Annotated in this window: 15 protein-coding genes; 7 read left to right on the forward strand and 8 right to left on the reverse strand. The window is 67.8% G+C overall.

The window, feature by feature from the left end; translation table 11 throughout:
- Nucleotides 1-34: 34 nt before the first annotated feature.
- From ACFQ0P_RS09650 to ACFQ0P_RS09660, 3 genes are all read left to right on the forward strand, one after another.
- Entirely contained in the window at nt 35-1,012 is a 978-nt protein-coding gene (locus tag ACFQ0P_RS09650) for an ABC transporter ATP-binding protein (protein WP_204978488.1), read from the forward strand.
- Nucleotides 1,009-2,109, forward strand: a complete 1,101-nt coding sequence (locus tag ACFQ0P_RS09655; RefSeq protein ID WP_204978489.1) for an ABC transporter permease — start codon at nt 1,009-1,011, stop codon at nt 2,107-2,109. Before ACFQ0P_RS09650 ends, ACFQ0P_RS09655 begins: the two co-directional genes overlap by 4 nt.
- 79 nt (nt 2,110-2,188) lie before the next feature.
- Nucleotides 2,189-2,737 carry a type 1 glutamine amidotransferase domain-containing protein gene (locus ACFQ0P_RS09660; protein WP_204978490.1) on the forward strand — a complete coding sequence of 183 codons (549 nt, stop codon included), beginning with the start codon at nt 2,189-2,191 and terminating at the stop codon, nt 2,735-2,737.
- Nucleotides 2,738-3,021: 284 nt separating this feature from the next.
- Here the strand turns inward: ACFQ0P_RS09660 and ACFQ0P_RS09665 are convergent, their stop codons facing one another.
- The 4 genes from ACFQ0P_RS09665 to ACFQ0P_RS09680 form a co-directional block, all read right to left on the reverse strand.
- A complete protein-coding gene (locus ACFQ0P_RS09665; RefSeq protein ID WP_204978491.1) occupies nt 3,022-3,792 on the reverse strand; it encodes a patatin-like phospholipase family protein in 771 nt (256 codons plus the stop codon).
- 21 nt (nt 3,793-3,813) lie between these two features.
- A complete protein-coding gene (locus ACFQ0P_RS09670; RefSeq protein ID WP_204978492.1) occupies nt 3,814-5,325 on the reverse strand; it encodes an alanine/glycine:cation symporter family protein in 1,512 nt (503 codons plus the stop codon).
- 69 nt (nt 5,326-5,394) lie between these two features.
- Nucleotides 5,395-6,096, reverse strand: coding sequence for a potassium channel family protein (locus ACFQ0P_RS09675; RefSeq protein ID WP_204978493.1), 702 nt, complete (start codon nt 6,094-6,096; stop codon nt 5,395-5,397).
- Nucleotides 6,089-7,420: a TrkH family potassium uptake protein gene (locus tag ACFQ0P_RS09680; RefSeq protein WP_204981340.1), complete on the reverse strand. Its 1,332-nt coding sequence runs from the start codon at nt 7,418-7,420 to the stop codon at nt 6,089-6,091. Before ACFQ0P_RS09680 ends, ACFQ0P_RS09675 begins: the two co-directional genes overlap by 8 nt.
- 573 nt (nt 7,421-7,993) lie before the next feature.
- On the opposite strand from ACFQ0P_RS09680, the gene ACFQ0P_RS09685 reads away from it, so the two are divergent.
- The 3 genes from ACFQ0P_RS09685 to ACFQ0P_RS09695 all read left to right on the forward strand — a co-directional run bounded on the left by ACFQ0P_RS09685 (nt 7,994) and on the right by ACFQ0P_RS09695 (nt 10,257).
- Nucleotides 7,994-8,197, forward strand: coding sequence for a cold-shock protein (locus ACFQ0P_RS09685; protein ID WP_204981341.1), 204 nt, complete (start codon nt 7,994-7,996; stop codon nt 8,195-8,197).
- A gap of 159 nt (nt 8,198-8,356) precedes the next feature.
- Nucleotides 8,357-8,902 carry a DUF421 domain-containing protein gene (locus tag ACFQ0P_RS09690; protein WP_204978494.1) on the forward strand — a complete coding sequence of 182 codons (546 nt, stop codon included), beginning with the start codon at nt 8,357-8,359 and terminating at the stop codon, nt 8,900-8,902.
- Nucleotides 8,899-10,257 carry a DUF2254 domain-containing protein gene (locus ACFQ0P_RS09695; protein WP_204978495.1) on the forward strand — a complete coding sequence of 453 codons (1,359 nt, stop codon included), beginning with the start codon at nt 8,899-8,901 and terminating at the stop codon, nt 10,255-10,257. The genes ACFQ0P_RS09690 and ACFQ0P_RS09695 overlap by 4 nt, the downstream gene beginning before the upstream one ends.
- Before the next feature lie 20 nt (nt 10,258-10,277).
- On the opposite strand, the gene ACFQ0P_RS09700 is transcribed toward ACFQ0P_RS09695, so the two are convergent.
- Together ACFQ0P_RS09700 and ACFQ0P_RS09705 are read right to left on the reverse strand one after the other, a co-directional pair.
- Nucleotides 10,278-12,107, reverse strand: a complete 1,830-nt coding sequence (locus tag ACFQ0P_RS09700; protein ID WP_204978496.1) for a lipase family protein — start codon at nt 12,105-12,107, stop codon at nt 10,278-10,280.
- Nucleotides 12,108-12,156: 49 nt separating this feature from the next.
- Complete coding sequence (locus ACFQ0P_RS09705) at nt 12,157-13,857, reverse strand: alkaline phosphatase family protein (RefSeq protein ID WP_378772038.1); 1,701 nt, start codon at nt 13,855-13,857, stop codon at nt 12,157-12,159.
- Between the two features lie 127 nt (nt 13,858-13,984).
- Between ACFQ0P_RS09705 and ACFQ0P_RS09710 the strand changes: the two genes are divergently transcribed.
- Nucleotides 13,985-14,596, forward strand: coding sequence for a hypothetical protein (locus ACFQ0P_RS09710; RefSeq protein ID WP_204978498.1), 612 nt, complete (start codon nt 13,985-13,987; stop codon nt 14,594-14,596).
- 382 nt (nt 14,597-14,978) lie between these two features.
- Here ACFQ0P_RS09710 and ACFQ0P_RS09715 read toward each other — a convergent pair whose 3' ends face one another.
- Entirely contained in the window at nt 14,979-15,812 is an 834-nt protein-coding gene (locus tag ACFQ0P_RS09715; protein WP_204978499.1) for a hypothetical protein, read from the reverse strand.
- A complete protein-coding gene (locus ACFQ0P_RS09720; RefSeq protein WP_204978500.1) occupies nt 15,790-16,803 on the reverse strand; it encodes a type IV toxin-antitoxin system AbiEi family antitoxin in 1,014 nt (337 codons plus the stop codon). Before ACFQ0P_RS09720 ends, ACFQ0P_RS09715 begins: the two co-directional genes overlap by 23 nt.
- Nucleotides 16,804-16,989: the final 186 nt, after the last annotated feature.

Genomic DNA, 16,989 nt, shown 5'->3' on the forward strand with positions numbered 1-16,989 from the left:
GGCGACGTCGCGCCGATATGAGATGGTGAGTCCCATGACCTCTCCCGGCATCGACGTCCACGGCGTCCGGCGCTCCTTCGGCGACATCCACGCGGTGAGAGGCGCGACGCTCCAGGCCCACGCGGGCCGTGTCACGGGTCTTGTCGGGCCCAACGGCGCCGGGAAGACCACGCTCCTCCTCATGCTCGCCTCGCTCCTCGCGCCCGACGACGGGACGATCCGCATCGACGGCGTCGACCCCGTCGCCGACCCGCATGCCGCCCGGGCCCTCATCGGATGGATGCCCGACGCGCTGGGCGCGTGGGGGTCGCTGACGTCCCGCGAGACCCTCGTCGTGACCGGGCAGCTGTACGGGATGCCGAAGCCGCACGCCGCGGCCCGCGCCGAGGCCCTGCTCGCCGAGGTCGGGCTGAGCGCGCTCGCCGACTCCGCTGCGAAGGTGCTCTCGCGCGGCCAGAAGCAGCGGCTCGGACTCGCGCGCGCCCTCGTGCACGAGCCGCGCGTGCTGCTGCTGGACGAACCCGCGTCGGGACTCGACCCGCAGGCGCGGATCGACCTGCGCATTCTGCTGCGCCGGTTCGCGGGGGAGGGTCGCACGGTCCTCGTGTCCAGCCATATCCTCAGCGAGCTCGAGGAGGTCGTCGACGACGCCGTCTTCATGGTCGACGGCGAGACCGTCGACAGCCGCCGGGTGGCCGCCGCATCGCGCCGTGCGCGCCCCTGGAGGGTGAGGCTCGCCGGGGACGAGGCATCCGTCGCCGCCGAACGCATCGCGCGCGTGCTCGGCGCCTCCGCGCGCGTCGACCGGCGAGACGTCCTCGTCGAGTTCGACTCGGACGAGGCCGCGGCGGCCGCGCTGCGCTCCCTCATCGCAGCCGACCTGCCCGTGGCCGAGTTCGCCGCCGCCCAGGGCAGCCTCGAGCACACCTTCCTCGACCTCGGGAAGGGCGTGCCGCCCGCCCCGCCTGCCCCGACCGCGCCCACCGCGCCCGACGAGGAGGTCACCCCGTGAACGCGCAGCGACTGGGGACCATCGTCCGCCTCGAGCTGATCCAGCGCACCCGCAGCATCGCCTGGTACGTGCTGCTCGGTGTCTTCGCGCTCATCCTCGTGATCGTCACGGCCCTCTCGTTCCTGGCGTTCAGCTGGGCGCAGCGGGACCAGGGGTCGGCGATCTACTCCACGATCGTCTACATCACGCTGCTGCTGATCGTGCTGGTCTCGCCGACCCTCAGCGGCAACTCGATCAACGGCGACCGGGACGCGGCCACGCTCGCACCCGTGCAGGTGACGCTGGCGACGACTGCCGAGATCATCGTCGGCAAGTTCCTCGCCGCGTGGGTCACCGGGCTCGCGTTCGTGGCCGTCGCGATCCCGTTCCTGGTGATCGCGACGCTGGCCGGCGGTGCGGATGCCGCGACCATCGCGATCTCGCTGCTCGTCCTCGTCGTCGAGGTCGGCGTCATCGCCGCGATCGGTGTCGCGCTGAGCGGCATCATCGCGCGCCCGCTGTTCTCGGTCGCCACCACCTACCTCGTCGTCGCGGCGCTCGTGATCGGCACCCCGATCGCATTCGGGCTGCTCGGGGCGACGATGCGCACCGAGCAGACGCAGAACACCCGGTCGATCGACTGGGAGGCGTACGAGGACGACGAGTTCCCGTGCATGCCGGGGGAGACTCCGAGCGACGAGTATCCGTGCGTGCAGGATCCGTCCCCCGAGTGCGGCGAGTGGTACTCGTACACGCAGGAGGTTCCGCGATTCGACCGCGTGTGGTGGATGCTCGCCGCGAACCCCTTCGTGATCCTCGCGGATGCCACGCCGAACACCTTCGACGATCGGGGCTACCCGGTCGACCTGTTCGGTCAGATCAAGCTGGGCATCCGCAGCGCGCAGCAGGCTCCCGAGGCGGAGCTGACGTGGGACGAGTGCAGCCCGCCCTCGGCCGAGCAGCAGCGCACTCCCGAGCAGATCATCGAGCAGTCCACGCCCAGCTGGTTCGTGGGACTGGGGCTGCAGCTCCTGCTCTCGGCCGGTCTGCTGTGGTGGGCGTGGTCGCGCACCGACACCCCGGCGCGGCGACTTCCCCCCGGCACCCGCATCGCCTGAGCGGGGTCGCCGTGCGGCGCGCGGCACCCGACCTGTCAACCCCCTCCGGACCGGCGGTCGGGTTTCCTAGCGTGGGGGAATGACCGATCTCACAGGGAAGCGGGTCGCGTTCGTCGCGACCGACGGATTCGAAGACAGCGAGCTGACGTCGCCGTGGCAGGCGGTGACGGATGCCGGAGCCGAGGCGGTGCTGATCGCGCCCGAGGCCGGCACGATCGAGGGCAAGAACGGGCATTCGCAGTCCGTCGACGCCGTAACGGGGGAGTCCTCGGCGGCGGAGTTCGACGCGCTCGTCCTCCCGGGAGGCGTCGTGAACGCCGACAACCTGCGCATGGACGACGGGGCGGTAGCGCTCGCGCGCGACTTCTTCGCCCAGGGCAAGCCCGTGGGTGTGATCTGCCACGGCGGTTGGACGCTCGTCGAGGCGGGTGTACTCGAGGGGCGCACCGTGACGAGCTACCCCAGCCTCAAGACCGACCTGCGCAACGCCGGTGCCGAGTGGGTCGATGAGGAGGTCGTGGTCGACCAGGGTCTGGTGTCGAGCCGCACGCCGGACGACCTGCCCGCCTTCAACGCCAAGGTGGTCGAGGAGATCGCCGAAGGCCGTCACGCCGGCCAGACGGCCTGACCCGCGTCGGGTCGCGCGGAGCGGGCGAGTCTCCGAGTACGCAGGGAATCCGGCGTGGCGAGTCGCGCCACGCCGGATTCGACTTCGTGTCGTGCACAGATTGTGCATTCGCTTGCATATACGGTGGTGCCGAGGCTTCCCCAGAGCCTCACCTGCCAGCCCCCCGGATCGCCCGACTTTTCAGCGCGACGGATCTGGCGGGAAAGCGGTCCGGACACCCCCAGATCACCGGACCGCTTTTCCCTTTCCCCTCTCGGCCCTGCGCGAAGGTCGCGAGCGGCTTCCTATCCGATATGGGCGTCCGCACCGTCGTGATCGAGCACGGCCATCGCGGCGCGTCGACCCTCGTCGATGAGTCGGGGGACGTCGCGCATCGACCACTGCGCCATCCGTGCCATCTCGGGCTGGATGAGGAGGACGGACGGGTCGGACACCAGCTCCGACAGCTTCGTGCTCGTCCGCATCATCCGCGCGTTCTCCCACTTCGCGTGGAGGTGGACGACGATCACGCGATCGGCGCCGAGCGTGCGGGCGGCCGAATGCGGCACGTTGTCGACCATGCCCCCGTCGGCGAGGAGGCGTCCTCCAAGGCGGACGGGCGGCAGGAGTCCCGGGACCGCGATGGTCGCGCGCAGCGCCGCGCTCAACGGGCCGCGGTCGATGATGACCGCTTTTCGCGTTCGCAAGTCGGTGGCGACGGCGCCGAATCGCCGGGGGAGGTCCTCGATCCGCGGATCGTGCCCGTAGAGGCGGTGGAGAGCGTCCGTGACCACGGTCGTGTCGAGCAGGCCCCAGCGCGGTTTCACGCTCCACGCCGCGATCCGGTTCCACCGGAAGCGCCGCGCGATGCGCTCGATCGCCGGACCGTCCATACCCCCGGCGTACACGGCTCCCACCAGGGCCCCCGAGCTGGTGCCGGTGACGATGCCGGGGCGGATGCCCCGTTCCTCGAGCACCTGGAGCACACCGACATGCGCGGCGCCGAACGCACCGCCCCCGCTCAGCGTGAGGCCGAGGCGGGGCGCGTCACCGGAGGGTGCGCATGAGGCCACCACGGGGCGACCGTACCACCGGGATCACGGTGCCGCGGTTCCGTCGTGGTGCAGGTGGTCGCGGTGCTTCGCGGCCTGCCGGGACTTCGTGGCGACGTCGATGGGCCCCGTGACGGTGAGCTCGTCCTCCCAGCATTCGATCCCCGTGACGTCCGGGAGCCGGTCGCGGGTGAACACCGGGTCCCGGCCGGCGCGCCGCTGCTCGGTGTAGTCCCTCAGCAGCTTGAAGGCGATCCCCGACAGCAGACCGATCGCGATCAAGTTCGTGAGGGCCATGAGGCCCATGACCCCGTCCGCGAAGTTCCACACGAGGTCGGCGCCGACGACCGAGCCCGCCAGGACGGCCACGACGACGAGCACGCGGTATCCCGTGAGCAGCCCTCGACTGGTGGAGATGAACTCGAGGTTCGACTCGCCGTAGTAGTAGTTGCCCAGAATCGACGAGAAGGCGAGCAGGAAGACGATCACGCTGAGCACGATGTTCGACCACTCGCCGAGCGTGCTCACCAGTGCCCCCTGCGTGAGACCGATGCCGCGGGTGGCCTCGGAGAGGTCCGGAACGGACACGAGGATGATGAACGCCGTGATCGAGCAGACGAGGAACGTGTCGAAGTAGACGCCCAGGGTCTGCACGAGTCCTTGCTTGACCGGGTGCGTGACGGCGGCGCTCGCGCCCGCGTTCGGGGCGGATCCGAGGCCCGCCTCATTCGAGAACATTCCTCGCTTGACACCGGTCAGCACGATGTAGCCGAAGGCTGCGCCGACGACTTCGTTGAACCCCCAGGCCGAGGTGAAGATCTCGGCGAAGACCGGACCGATGCGGTCGACGTGGAGAGCGACGACGACGATGCCGAGCAGCAGGTAGAGCACCGCCATGATCGGAACCAGGAACTGCGTGACCGACGCGATGCGACGCACGCCGCCGAACACGACGAGACCGGTGAACACGGCGATCCCGAGGCCGACGACCCACGGCAGCCACGGAAGGTCACCGCCGACGGCCGCCGAGACGGTGGCCGAGATGGTGTTGGCCTGCAGCGAGCTGAACGCGAACGGGAAGCAGACGATGAGGATGATCGCGAACCAGACCCCGAGCCACCGCGCCTTGAGCCCGCGCTGCATGTAGTAGGCCGGCCCGCCGCGGAAGCTGTCGGAGTCACGAACCTTGAACAGCTGGGCGAGCGAGGACTCGATGAAGCTCGACGCGCCGCCGATGAACGCCATGACCCACATCCAGAAGACCGCGCCGGGGCCGCCGACGGCGATCGCGGTGCCCACGCCGGCGATATTGCCGACGCCGACCCGCGAGGCCGCCGAGATGGTGAACGCCTGGAAGGCCGACACCGACTGCGGCTTGCCGTCGGCTGTCTGGGGCGTCTTGTCCGTCAGCGTGCGGAACATCTCGGGGATCAGGCGGAACTGCACGACGCCGGAGCGGATCGTGAAGTACAGCCCGAGCACCACGACGACGGGGAGGACGACCCACGTCCAGAGGTGATCACCCCAGGTCAGCAACCATTCGTTGACGGCATCCATGCCCGCCAGTATGGCGAATGGCGACGCGGTTGCGCACGGGTGACGTTGCGGGGCTCACCTGCGGAGCGGTCAGAGGAGCTGGGCGAAGGCCTCCGCGTCGCGTGTCTTGCCGACCACGAGAATGGTGTCGCCGGCGGTCAGCACCGTGCGGTTGTCGGCGTTGTCCCACGGCTGATCGCCGTGCTGGAAGGCTGCGATGGTGACGCCGTGCGTGCGTCGCAGGCCCGTGTCTCCGAGCGGCTTGTCCTGGATGGAGGAGGGCGCCGGGGCCTTCACCATCGCGTAGCCGGGGGCGATCTCGATGAAGTCGAGCGCCGCACCGCGGACGAGGTGGGCGACGCGCCTGCCCATGTCCTTCTCGGGATAGATCACCTTGTCGACGCCGAGCTGCTCGAGGATCAGACCGTGCTGGTCGTCGACAGCCTTCGCCCAGATGGCGGGGATCTCCATGCTGAGGAGCAGCGAGCACGTGAGGATGGATGCCGAGATGTCGCCGCCGATCGCGACGACGACCCGGTCGAACTCCTGGACGGCGAGCTGCTCGAGCGCCTCGCGCCGCGTGGAGTCCGCACGGACGACCTGCGTGAGCTCTCCGTTGTGCGACTGCACGAGCTCCTCGTCCACGTCGATGCCGAGCACGTCGGTGCCGCCGGCCATGAGCTCGAGCGCGAGCGCGCTGCCGAATCGGCCGAGGCCGATCACGGCGACGGAGTGGGCCTCGGCGACGCGTCGACCGCGGTCCGCGGCGGTGAACTTCGGGAATCTAGCCAATGGCCGGCCTCTCCTTCGGGAATTCGTACAGGATGCGCCGCTCGCGCAGGGCGATGGCGGATCCGAGGGTCAGGGGTCCGAGTCGGCCGAGGAACATCATCACCACGAGCACGATCTGCGCCGGATCCGACAGCGACGCGGTGATGCCCGTCGACAGCCCGACGGTGGCGAAGGCCGACACCGTCTCGAACAGCGAGCGATCGAGGTTCTCGCCCGTCAGAAGCATGATCGCGCCGGTTCCGGCGATCACGGCGGCGACCGCGATGAGCACCACCGTGATCGCCTGGCGGTGGACCGCACGGGACAGCCGCTTGCCGAAGATGTTCACGGCACCCTCGCCGCGCAGCTCCGTGACCATGATGAAGAACAGCACGGCGAAGGTCGTCACCTTGATGCCGCCCGCCGTGCCTGCCGGGCCGCCGCCGATGAACATGAGGATGTCCATGCCGAGCCATGTCTCGTCGTGCAGGGCCGCGATGTCGACCGAGTTGAATCCCGCCGTGCGGGTCTGGACCGACTGGAAGAAGCCCGCCAGCACGCGGGTTCCGGGATCCAGTGCACCCAGTGTCTGGGGGTTGTTCCATTCGACCAGCGTGATGAACCCCGTCCCCGCCACGAGCAGCACCGCCGTTCCCCAGAGGACGAGCTTCGTGTTCATCGTCCAGTGCAGCGGCCTTCGGAACTCGCGCCGAAGCTGCATGATCACGGGGAATCCGAGTCCGCCGAGGATGATCGCCGCGGCGATGGGGAGGCAGACGAACGGGTCGCCCACGAACCCCATGAGGCTGTCGGTGTAGAGCGCGAAGCCGGCGTTGTTGAACGAGGACACGGCATGGAAGATGCCGTGCCACACTGCCTGACCGAAGGAGTAGTCGTAGCCGAGCCAGAAGCGCAGGAGGAGGATGACGAAGAGCACGCCCTCGATCGCGAAGGATATCCCGACGATCCCGCGCAGGACTCCGCGGACGTCGTCCTGGCCGAGCACTTTCGCCTCGGTCGCGGCGTACAGGCGCGACCGCACCGAGAGGCGACGCGCCAGGACGAGCCCGATGAGCGAGGCGAAGATCATGATGCCGAGTCCGCCGAGCTGGATGAGCACGAGAATCACGGCCTGGCCGAACGGCGTCCAGTACGTGGGCGTGTCGACGACGACGAGCCCGGTCACGCACACGGCGCTCGTCGCGGTGAAGAGGGCCTCCACGAACGTCGCCGACCCCGGGCCGGCCTTGGCCATCGGGGTCAGCAGGAGAAGCGTCCCCGCGAGGATCGCCGCAGCGAATCCCACGACGACGGCCTGCGTGGGGTGCAGCCGGAAGCGGACCATGAACCGCGCTCCGCGCGCCTCTGCGCCACGACGTCCGATCGCCACCAGCACACGCTACCCCCCGCCGGGCCGCGGCATCCGTCCCTCCTCACGGAATCCTCACGGCGCTGGCCGAAGGCAATCAGTGGTACAGTCGAGAGTCCCCTCTTGGGATCTATCGCGTTCCTTTCCGTCTCATCGCGGAGATGCAGCACTGAACGCGTCCACCACTTCCTGCGGCTTCTGCACGCCGCACCGCGCGGGCTCCGACCCTCGCCCCGAATGAAACACTCCCTCATGCGAAGCCCGCTTCCGGCGCTGGACTGGCGACCGTCCGGTGACGACATCCACGTCGCGACCCTCGCCGACGAGTACGCCGGCTTCGTCCACACGACGTCCGATGGCATCGACGCGCACGGACCCCACGGCGAAGATCTCGGTCTCCACGCCTCCCTCGCAGAGGCGCGCGACGCCGTCGCCGGGTGCGCGATCGCATCCCGACGGGTGGCGCACACCCCCCACCAACGTCCACGCGGCACACGCCGACGCGGCATCCCCCGCCATTCCGGCGGGCCGAAGAAGAGGAAAGACACGATGGCCACTGGCACCGTGAAATGGTTCAACTCCGAGAAGGGCTACGGCTTCATCTCGCCCGACGACGGCTCCGCCGACCTGTTCGCGCACTTCAGCGCGATCGCCGCGGACGGCTTCAAGGAGCTCCGCGAAGACCAGAAGGTCGAGTTCGACGCCGAGCGCGGCCCCAAGGGCATGCAGGCGGCGAACATCCGCCCGCTCTGACGCATCACCTCCAGCGCCCGCGCCCGGTCCGACCGAGCGTGGGCGCTGCTGCGTCCGGCTTCGTGGGCAGCCGCCCCGGCCGGTCCGTGGGCCGTAGCGTTCACCCTCCCGATCCACAACCCGATTACGCGGCGGCGGGAAGTTCCCTAGCGTCTCGGTATGTGGTTCGACAACTGGTCTGACGTCGGTCGCGTCGTAGCGGTCGGCTGCGCCTCCTACGCACTGCTCGTCGTATCGATACGCGTCTCGGGCAAGCGGACCCTCGCCCAGCTCAATGCCTTCGACTTCGTCGTGACGGTCGCCCTCGGGTCGACGCTCGCGACGATCCTGCTGAGCTCGGACGTATCGTTCGTCGAGGGTGCCACCGCGATCGTGCTGCTGCTCTCGCTCCAAGTGCTCGTGGCACTCTGCTCGGTAACGTCGGCCCGCGTCCGCAGAGTCCTCACCGCGAAGCCGGCGGTCCTCCTCTGGCGCGGACGGATGGATGAGACCGCGCTGCGCCGGCACCGCGTGTCGCGCGCGGACGTCGAGCAGGCCGTCAGACAGAGCGGCTCGGGAGAACTGTCCGCGATCGGTGCCGTCGTCCTTGAGAGCAACGGAAGGATCAGCGTCATCGAGATGGACAAGCTCGGCAGCGCTTCCAGCCTGGGCGGCGTCTCCCGGTCCAGGGGCACGGGTTCTGATGCACCACAGGGGTCGGCGTGAGTCGGCGGGGAGGTGTCCTCCACTGGTGGGCCCGAGTGGTCGACTCGGTGGAGTCGCGCCTATGGCCGCTTCCTCTCATCGTCATCGTCCTGTCGGTCCTCCTGGGCATCGTCCTGCCCCGGATCGACCTCGTCGTCGATTCGAGCCTGCCGACCGCGGTGGACTCCGCGGTGTTCAATGGCGGAGCGGACACGTCGCGTTCCGTGCTGTCCTCCATAGCGGGCTCGCTCATCACCGCGACATCCCTGACCTTCTCGCTCACGGTCATCGCCTTGCAGCTCGCCAGCACGCAGGCATCCCCCCGCGTACTGAGGCTGTTCGCACGTGACCGGCAGGTGCAGTGGACGCTCGCAGCGTTCCTCGGGACGTTCGCCTACTCGATCACCGTGCTTCGCGCCGTCCGTTCTCCCCTCGACGACATGCCGGAGTTCGTCCCCCGGATCTCGGTCACGGTCGCGTTCGTCTTCACCATCGTGAGCGTGATCATGCTGATCTTCTTCCTCGCCCACCTGGCGAAGCAGCTGCGGGTCGAGACGATGCTCAAGGACATCCACGCCGACACGGAGCAGACCATCCGCCTCGTCGGCGAGCGCATCCGCGACATCCCCGCGTTCCCGCTCGACGTCGATCCACCCCATGACGCGCACGACGTCGTGGCCGCCGAGAGCGGCTTCATCACGGGAGGCGATCTCGCCGCGCTCGTCGAATTCGCCGAGGAGAAGGACATCGTGATCGGCGAGCGGCGGCTGATCGGCGACAACGTGGTCGCGGGTTCGCCGCTCGCGCGGTGGTGGGCGTCGGAGGGAGCGAGCGACCCGGAGCGCGCGTCCGCGATCGGTCGCTCCGTGAGCGAAATCTACGCCATACGGTTCGAGCGGACGACGGTCGAAGACACTCGGTACGGCATCCAGCAGATCGTCGACATCGCGCTGCGCGCACTCTCGCCCGGCGTCAACGATCCGACGACCGCGGTGCACGCGCTCGGCCACCTCAGCGCGATCTTCGTGCAGCTGGTGAGGATGCCGCGTCCGCCCGCCGTCGCGGCCGGACCGAGCGGTCGGCCGCGAGTCGTCACCCTCCGCTCCACCGCGGCCGGGGAGATCGAGGCCGCGCTCACGCCGGTTCGTCACTACGGCGCGAGCGACTCCGCCGTCGTGGCTCGCCTTCTCCAGCTCGTCGACGAGGTGTCCCACGCGACGGAGGACGAGGATTGTCTTCGGGCGCTCGGAGCCCAGCTCGATGCCCTCGGCCAGCAGTTGCGCGAGCAGGACACCGATCCGGCGACGGCCTCACAGCTGCTCGCAGACACGAGTGCCGCGCGCGGGCGACTGGAGGTGCGGCTCGGTTCCCTCTGAGAAGGGAGTCGCACCGCGACCTACTCGACGCCGTAGCGCGCGCAGTCGTCGTCGGGTTCGGCGCCGTCGGTGAGCCGGGCGTCGGTCCAGCGCATCAGCGTGGGGAGGAAGCGCGAGGGCGGCTGCAGGATGTCGAGGTGGCGGTAGCCGTCCAGCACGACCCACCGGACGCGCCCTCCCTCTGCGCACACCTCGTCGACGAATCGCTGCGGGAACTCCGGCGGGATCACCTCGTCCTCCGTCCCCCACGTGACGAGCAGGGGTACGTCGTACTGCGTCGCCACGGCGTTCTCCGCGAGACGCAGTCCCATCGGACCCCTCGTCAGGTCGGCGGGATAGAGAGGACGGTCCTGCGATACGCCCAGGGCCGTGATCACCGACACGATCACGCCGGGCTCCGAGGGGCACCGCTGAGCCATCTCGCGCACGATGGTGCGGGATCCCGGGGCGGCGTAGTCGACGATCCTCACGTCGGGGTAGGTGTCGGCGTAGGGGACGAGCACCCAGGAGATCAGCACGGACAGCAGCGCGTCGGCGTCGCCGCTGCGAAGCTCGCGCGCGAGTGCCAGAGGGTCGGTGACGGGCGCGAGCACCGCGGCCCCGCGGACGTCGAGGTCGGGCGCGTACGTCTCCGCCTCCTCCGCGGCCCAGAGAGTTGCGTGGCCGCCCTGCGAGTGCCCCCACAGCACGACCTCCGGCGCCAGCACGAGGCCGTCGATCTCCTGAGCGGCCAGGATGCCGTCGAGCGTGGACCTGGCCTCGCCCTTGCCGATCAGGTAGGGGAACACCCCCGGCGCTCCCTGGCCGGCGTAATCCGTCGCCACGACGACCCAGCCGCGGTCGAGGGCGTCCTCCAGCGCCGGGATCGCCCACTTCGTCGCCGCGTCCGTGCGCAGACTCGGCGCGCACCCCCGCGCCACCCCGGTGGTGCCGTGGTTCCAGGCGACGACCGGGAGCGGGCCGGGCGGCGCCGTCTCGGGCACGATCACGAGAGCGCTTGCGACGGCTGCGCGCCCGACAGCGTCGCGTGTCGTGTAGAGGATGCGGTGCACCTGGCCGTTCGCGGGCGCGATGCCGTCGTACGGTGCGATCCGGATGAGTTTCCCGTGCTCACCCGGGACGCTCTCGGGTGGGGTGTAGAAGGAGTCGACGACGGGCGCGCCGCTGTCGAGCCAATCGTCGACCCACCAGCCCGCGACGGTGACGCCGACGAGGATGACCGCGAGTGCGTAGCGTCCCGCGGCCGCCCACGCGCGACGGCTTCGCGTCCGGGAACGAGGGCTTCCACCCGTCGCGAGGAGTGCGCGCGCGCCGCGGACGAACGCGATGATGCTGAAGATCAGCAGCCAGATGCCGAAGACGGTCGCCGCGACCAGCACCGTGAGGTCGAGCCAGGCTGCGGCGAGGATGCCGAAGACGATCTGGCTCACGCCCCACGTGGCGGTCAGCGCCCGCTCACTCGGAACTCCACGTGTCAGCGCATCGCCGAGCGATGCCAGCCCTCCGATGATCAGCACGATGGACAGCGCGACGGGGAGCAGGTCGAGACTTCGTTCCGGCCACACCAGCACCGCGACCCCGAAGAGGATCGAGATGGTCCCGATGACGCGATTCCACCGCGTCCCGGCGCGAGATGTCGTGCGGAAGTCGAGGATTCCGGAGACGATCGCACTGACGCCGACGTACATCGCGAGGGCGAGCAGCGAGGTGAGCGGGCGGGCGACGATCAGCAGCGCGAAAGCGCACGTGGCTACGCCCACCACCATCAGCACGTGAGGCGAAGCATCCGAGAGCAGAGTCGGAAGCGCATTCCACCGCTGCGCGCGGCTGCGACGCACCGTCTCACTCATTCAGCAATGCAATCACGGCCGGGCCGCCGCCGGACCATCCGCGGCGTGGTCAGGAATCGTAGGCGCCGAAGAGACCCTTGCCGTAGGCCGTCAGTGCGTCATACGCATCGCCATAGGTGGTGGGGACGGGACTCCCCGGGTCGAACCGCGCGATGAGCAGACCTAGCAGTCCTCGGGCGGGGGCAGTGAGCGGTCGCTTTCGGTGTGTTGCCTCGGTTGCCGAGTCGGCGCTCTCCGGGTTGGGAGGAACGTAGAGGGACCTGGGCTGAGGCCAGGTATACGGCTGGCGCGGAACGTTGAGATTGATCGCGTTGATGATGGAGTTCGCGCCCGCGTCTCGAGCGGTGAGCGGGCGGAGTCCATGGAGTCGGCTGAGCGTGTTGATCACCGATCCGTGGTGCATCTCGTCGTGGATGACGGTGCCCGGCGCGGTGTAGGCGCTCACGAGGATCGCGGGTACGCGGCATCCGAGCCGATCGAAGCGAAAGCCCATCTCACCGGGACCGGTGGCATCGGGCGGGACGGTCGCGGGAGGCGCGACGTGGTCGAAGGTGCCGCCATGCTCGTCGAACGTGATGAGCAGCGCGGTGTTCATCGCGTTGGACCCGCTCGCCGTACTGCTCTCGCGGATGGCGTCGTAGATGTCCTGCACGAGCTTGTCGCCGGCACGCACATCGGAGTACGCGCTGTTCTGGATCTGGAGCGTGGAGCCGTCTTCCAGCTCGAGTTCGCCTTCGCGCAGCTCGCCCCACGGAGGGTGCATGTCGTTGTGGTTGAACACCATGCGGGGCTCGATGAAGGCGTAGGCGGGAAGGGTGCCGTCCGCAGCATCCCGGTAGAACTGCTCCATGACGCGGAAGTTGGTCTTCCAGTACCGCTGGAGCACCGGCGCGTGGATCATCCCGGTCAGCGAGAGCAATTGGGAGGAGTCGTAGTAGACGCGCCAGGAGACGCCCGCCTCTTCGAGTCGATTGAAGATCGTCGGGGCGTCCGGGCCGTCGATCCACTTGTAGTAGTCGTCTCCGCCGTGGTTCGTCACGTAGCCGTGCGACGTCGAGGCATGGAAGAACGACCGGTTGCAGAAAGTCTGGGACGGGACACCGGCGAACCAGCGGTCGTAGACCGCGAACGAGCGCGCGAGCGCGGAGATGACGGGGAGCATCTGCGGCTCGAACCCGCCCATCGCCACTCTCAGCTCTTCGGGCTTCGGCTCGCGGCCCTTGTGCAGCCGGAAGTTGGTGACGTAATCCCGGACGAACCCGTCGTTGGTCGGGGTCTGACCCGCGGGCGGTGCGTTGAACGGGTCGAGGTGTTCGTCTCCCGTGCGCGTGGAGTTCTCGGGAGGATCGACGACATCGAACAGCTGCGTGTTGACGTGCGGATAGGTCTCACCCGGGTCCGGCTGAGGCTGCTGCATGATCGAGTCGGTCGACCCGCGATACACCTGCGCCGGTATCCGCGTGCCGTCGGGGGCGACGTTGAAGTACTCGCCCTGGTTTATCCCGTCGAACTGCGCGGATGACTTCTCGTCCGCGCTGTAGAGACGGCCCAGGATGTTGTCGAAGCTCCGGTTCTCGAACATCACCACGACGACGTGGTCGAACCCGGGAGCGGTTCGCGGAGACAGCGGGGCGAACTCGGGCGGATGGACGGTCGCGGCGGCTGTCGCGGCGGCAGCCGCCGAGCCTCCGATCGCGACGCCCGCAGCCCCCACCCCGATCCGTCGGAAGAAGTCACGACGCGAGGGCACAGACGGCGCCTCCTCGTCTCCAGAGTTAACGAGAGGCGCTGAGTCGATCGGTGGTTCGCCCATTCGCGCGCCCTTCTCCGTCGCGTTTCGCCCGATGGAGTCCATTCTGGGGCTATATCTTCGGCCCATGGCCCAAACGGCGAAGTTCGATCCGCGCGTTCGGTACGGCGTCGCGGTGACTGCGATGGTCTACAGCACCTATCTGGCGTGCGCTACCGACTTCTCGGCAGTGATCCGCTCAGAGAATTACGAAGGCGCGATCAGCAGCGACATCCCGTTGCTCAACGCGCTCCAGTTCCTTCTCGTCGTGGCGGGCATGGTGTTCGCCCTCGCAATACTCCCGGGCGACGGATACCGGCGCCTGGGCGGGGTCACCCTCGCATCCGTGACCCTCTTCCTCTGGGCGACCTTCAACCTCCTGCGCGGGGCCGGAGTGGTGACGGAACCGGTCGCCTTCTGGGACTTCGTGCTCGACCAGGGGTTCGCCACGCTGCTCGCCGCGGTCGGCGGATGGCTCATCGCGCGCGGCCGCCGCCCCGTCACATGGTTGCTGGCGCTGGTCTGCGTCATCCCTCCTCTGCTCGCCATCGCGATCGAGGACATCAACATCACCACCGGCATCTATGCCCTGATCGTGCAGGCGACCGTCGGGATCTGCGGCCTTGCCGCGGTCTGGGGGGCAGCGTGGATCGACAAGCGGGTCACCGGCGGCCGCCCTGTCGAGTCAAGGGCGGCGTGACGATCGACGCCACGCGGTCGCCGTGTTCACACGTGGACGCGACGGCGGGAGTCGAACTCGCGCTGAGGCATCCTGACTGGATCAGAGAGCTGCGAAACCGCGAAATCACACGGACCTCGAGGTTCCATCGATGCCGTTGAATCACGTCGAATCTCGAGAAGTGTGGGCAAAGTGTGGGCAAAACGTGGGCATCCTCGCGGGGCCTGGTGTGATGTCCAGGAAATCGCGGGGGCCTGGCGGCGCTGATCGAGGGTAGCTCGCCCCGGCCGCTGCCGTGCCGCGCTTTCGCGGCATATCCTCCCGCTCCGCGGTCCGGTATTCCACGGTCGCGGCACTCACGCGGTCGGAGCGGGCAAACCTGCGAGGGCGCCGGCCGGAGCAATCAGTCGGAAGACCATCCCGTCGTGACCTCGGAGATCAGGGCAAGTCTCCGCTCAGGATTCCGGGGCCAGTTCGCACCCGGCGCGAGTTGGAGGGCGCGACCCAGCGGAGCCAGATCCAGTTGGTTCCATCTGAAAATCAGGTCCTCCAAGTTTGGAGGAGAAAGCTGCGCCCGAATGTCGAAGCCGAGCACGCGGGCGGCTCCGAGTTCGATATCCCATCCAACTTCCTCGAGGAGTTCGTTTCCCTCCGTTGTCCCCCAAAGCCGTTCGGTCACAGATGCTGATTCGAGGTACCAGTAGACCGCCGCCGCAAGGTCCTTCCCATCCTTGTCTTGCCCGTACCGTGACCGATCGATCCACGCTCGGAACTTGAGCGCCGCATACCCCGCTGGCGATGGGATCCGGATCGTGTTCCCAGACGGAAGCGTCAGGTGTCCCGCTCGCGCGTAAACGTCGTCGAACCCGAAGACCACCATCTCCTCTCCCCGCGAGTGAGGAGTAACGATCCCTTCCGGTTCCTCAATGCCGCCGAAGGGCATGATGTCGACCGGGAATCCGTCCACCAAATAGCGAACGCCGGTGTGACCTGATTTCGTGAACGTGTGGTCGATGAGGTCATAGATTTGCCAGTCGTTGAGGGCGATACCGATGTCTGTATCCTCGGTACCTCGCAACTGAAGCTCGTGTCCGAGTGCGGAGTGCAGAATGTCCCGACAAGCGGCTCCCACCAAGATGATCGTGTCGGCGTCCAGCCCGATCTGGTCTCGAAGCGTCACTACGACAGCGTCGATTCCGTCGAGCAAGCGCGGATCAGAGGCGTTGAAGTCGATCATCGGATTGACGAAGCTGTTCTGCCACCTCGGCCTGTCGCCCATCGCCTGAGGCGAGCAGATCTGCATAGATCAACGTCGGTGGAGCAAGAGTGATCGTCCCGGGTAGAGGGTCGCCGGCGGGATCTCGCCAGAATCGCGTTCTGACGAAAATGTTGGGCTCTCGATCCGTGCGCCACCGGTTCGCCGCAATCATTCGTGGAGACAGACGATCCACGTAGACCGTCAGCGTCTGCGGACGCAATTGATTCGGGACCGCGGCCTCTCCGCTCACGACGAGTGACGATTCGCCGTCCGTGTCGAGCTGCTGAACCTCCCCCGAGAACCCTCTCACTCGCGAGGGCGCCCCCAATCCAGTTGGATAAGCGGCAGTCCATTGATCGAACAGTTCCTTCCCGCGATACAGCTTGCGGTCAACAGTGTCCGAGACGAAGTTGGCTTCTTGGAGGAGCGTTAGTGTCTCCTGTGCCTGCCCGAGCGAGACGCCTGCGGTGTGCGCCAGGGATCGAAGCGGAGCGGAGAGGAGGTCCGGCCATGTCATGAGCGCGAAGATGACCTGTGACCGTTTCGTGCTGAAGAGGTTGGTGCTGCGGATCCCTGAAAACTCCTTGGCGGCCGGCTTGCTCTCATTTCGCCGCCCCCGGACATCGATGTGGACGCCTTCGAAGTCGACGTATGCGTTGCCAGCTTCGTCTAGGAAGTTCACGCCATGCCGTCGAAACATATCTGCGCTGCGTTCGTTGATTCTCGTACCCATCACGAGCGAACTCCTCGGCGTGAGGAAGTCGCTGCCGAATCGACCGATGTCGGTCATCGTCATTGTGGGTGCGTAAAGGAGCGTCATCTCCCGTTTGCCACGCTCATGCGCGACCGTTGCCCGCTCTGGAATGCCCGGCTCCAGGTCGCTGATCGGACTCTCGCTGTATCCGCTGTACACGCGAAGTCCATACTCGTCCAGGCGAGTCAGCAGCGTCACTGCGGTCTCGTGAAGCATCAGCGGCTCCGTTCATTAAGTGTGCGTGTTCATTTTAGTTGAAACAGCTCAAAGAATGAACACCCGCTGGGCGCCAAGCGGGCAACTTCAGAGTTGTGGGCGCAGCGCACTCCAGGCAAGACCCTGGCCGGGAGAGGAGAACATCGCGGGCGATTGCAAGCGAGGGCGTTACGGTCTACTGCTCCT

The sequence above is a fragment of the Microbacterium insulae genome, assembly GCF_042677065.1.
GTDB classification, from domain to species: Bacteria; Actinomycetota; Actinomycetes; order Actinomycetales; family Microbacteriaceae; genus Microbacterium; species Microbacterium insulae.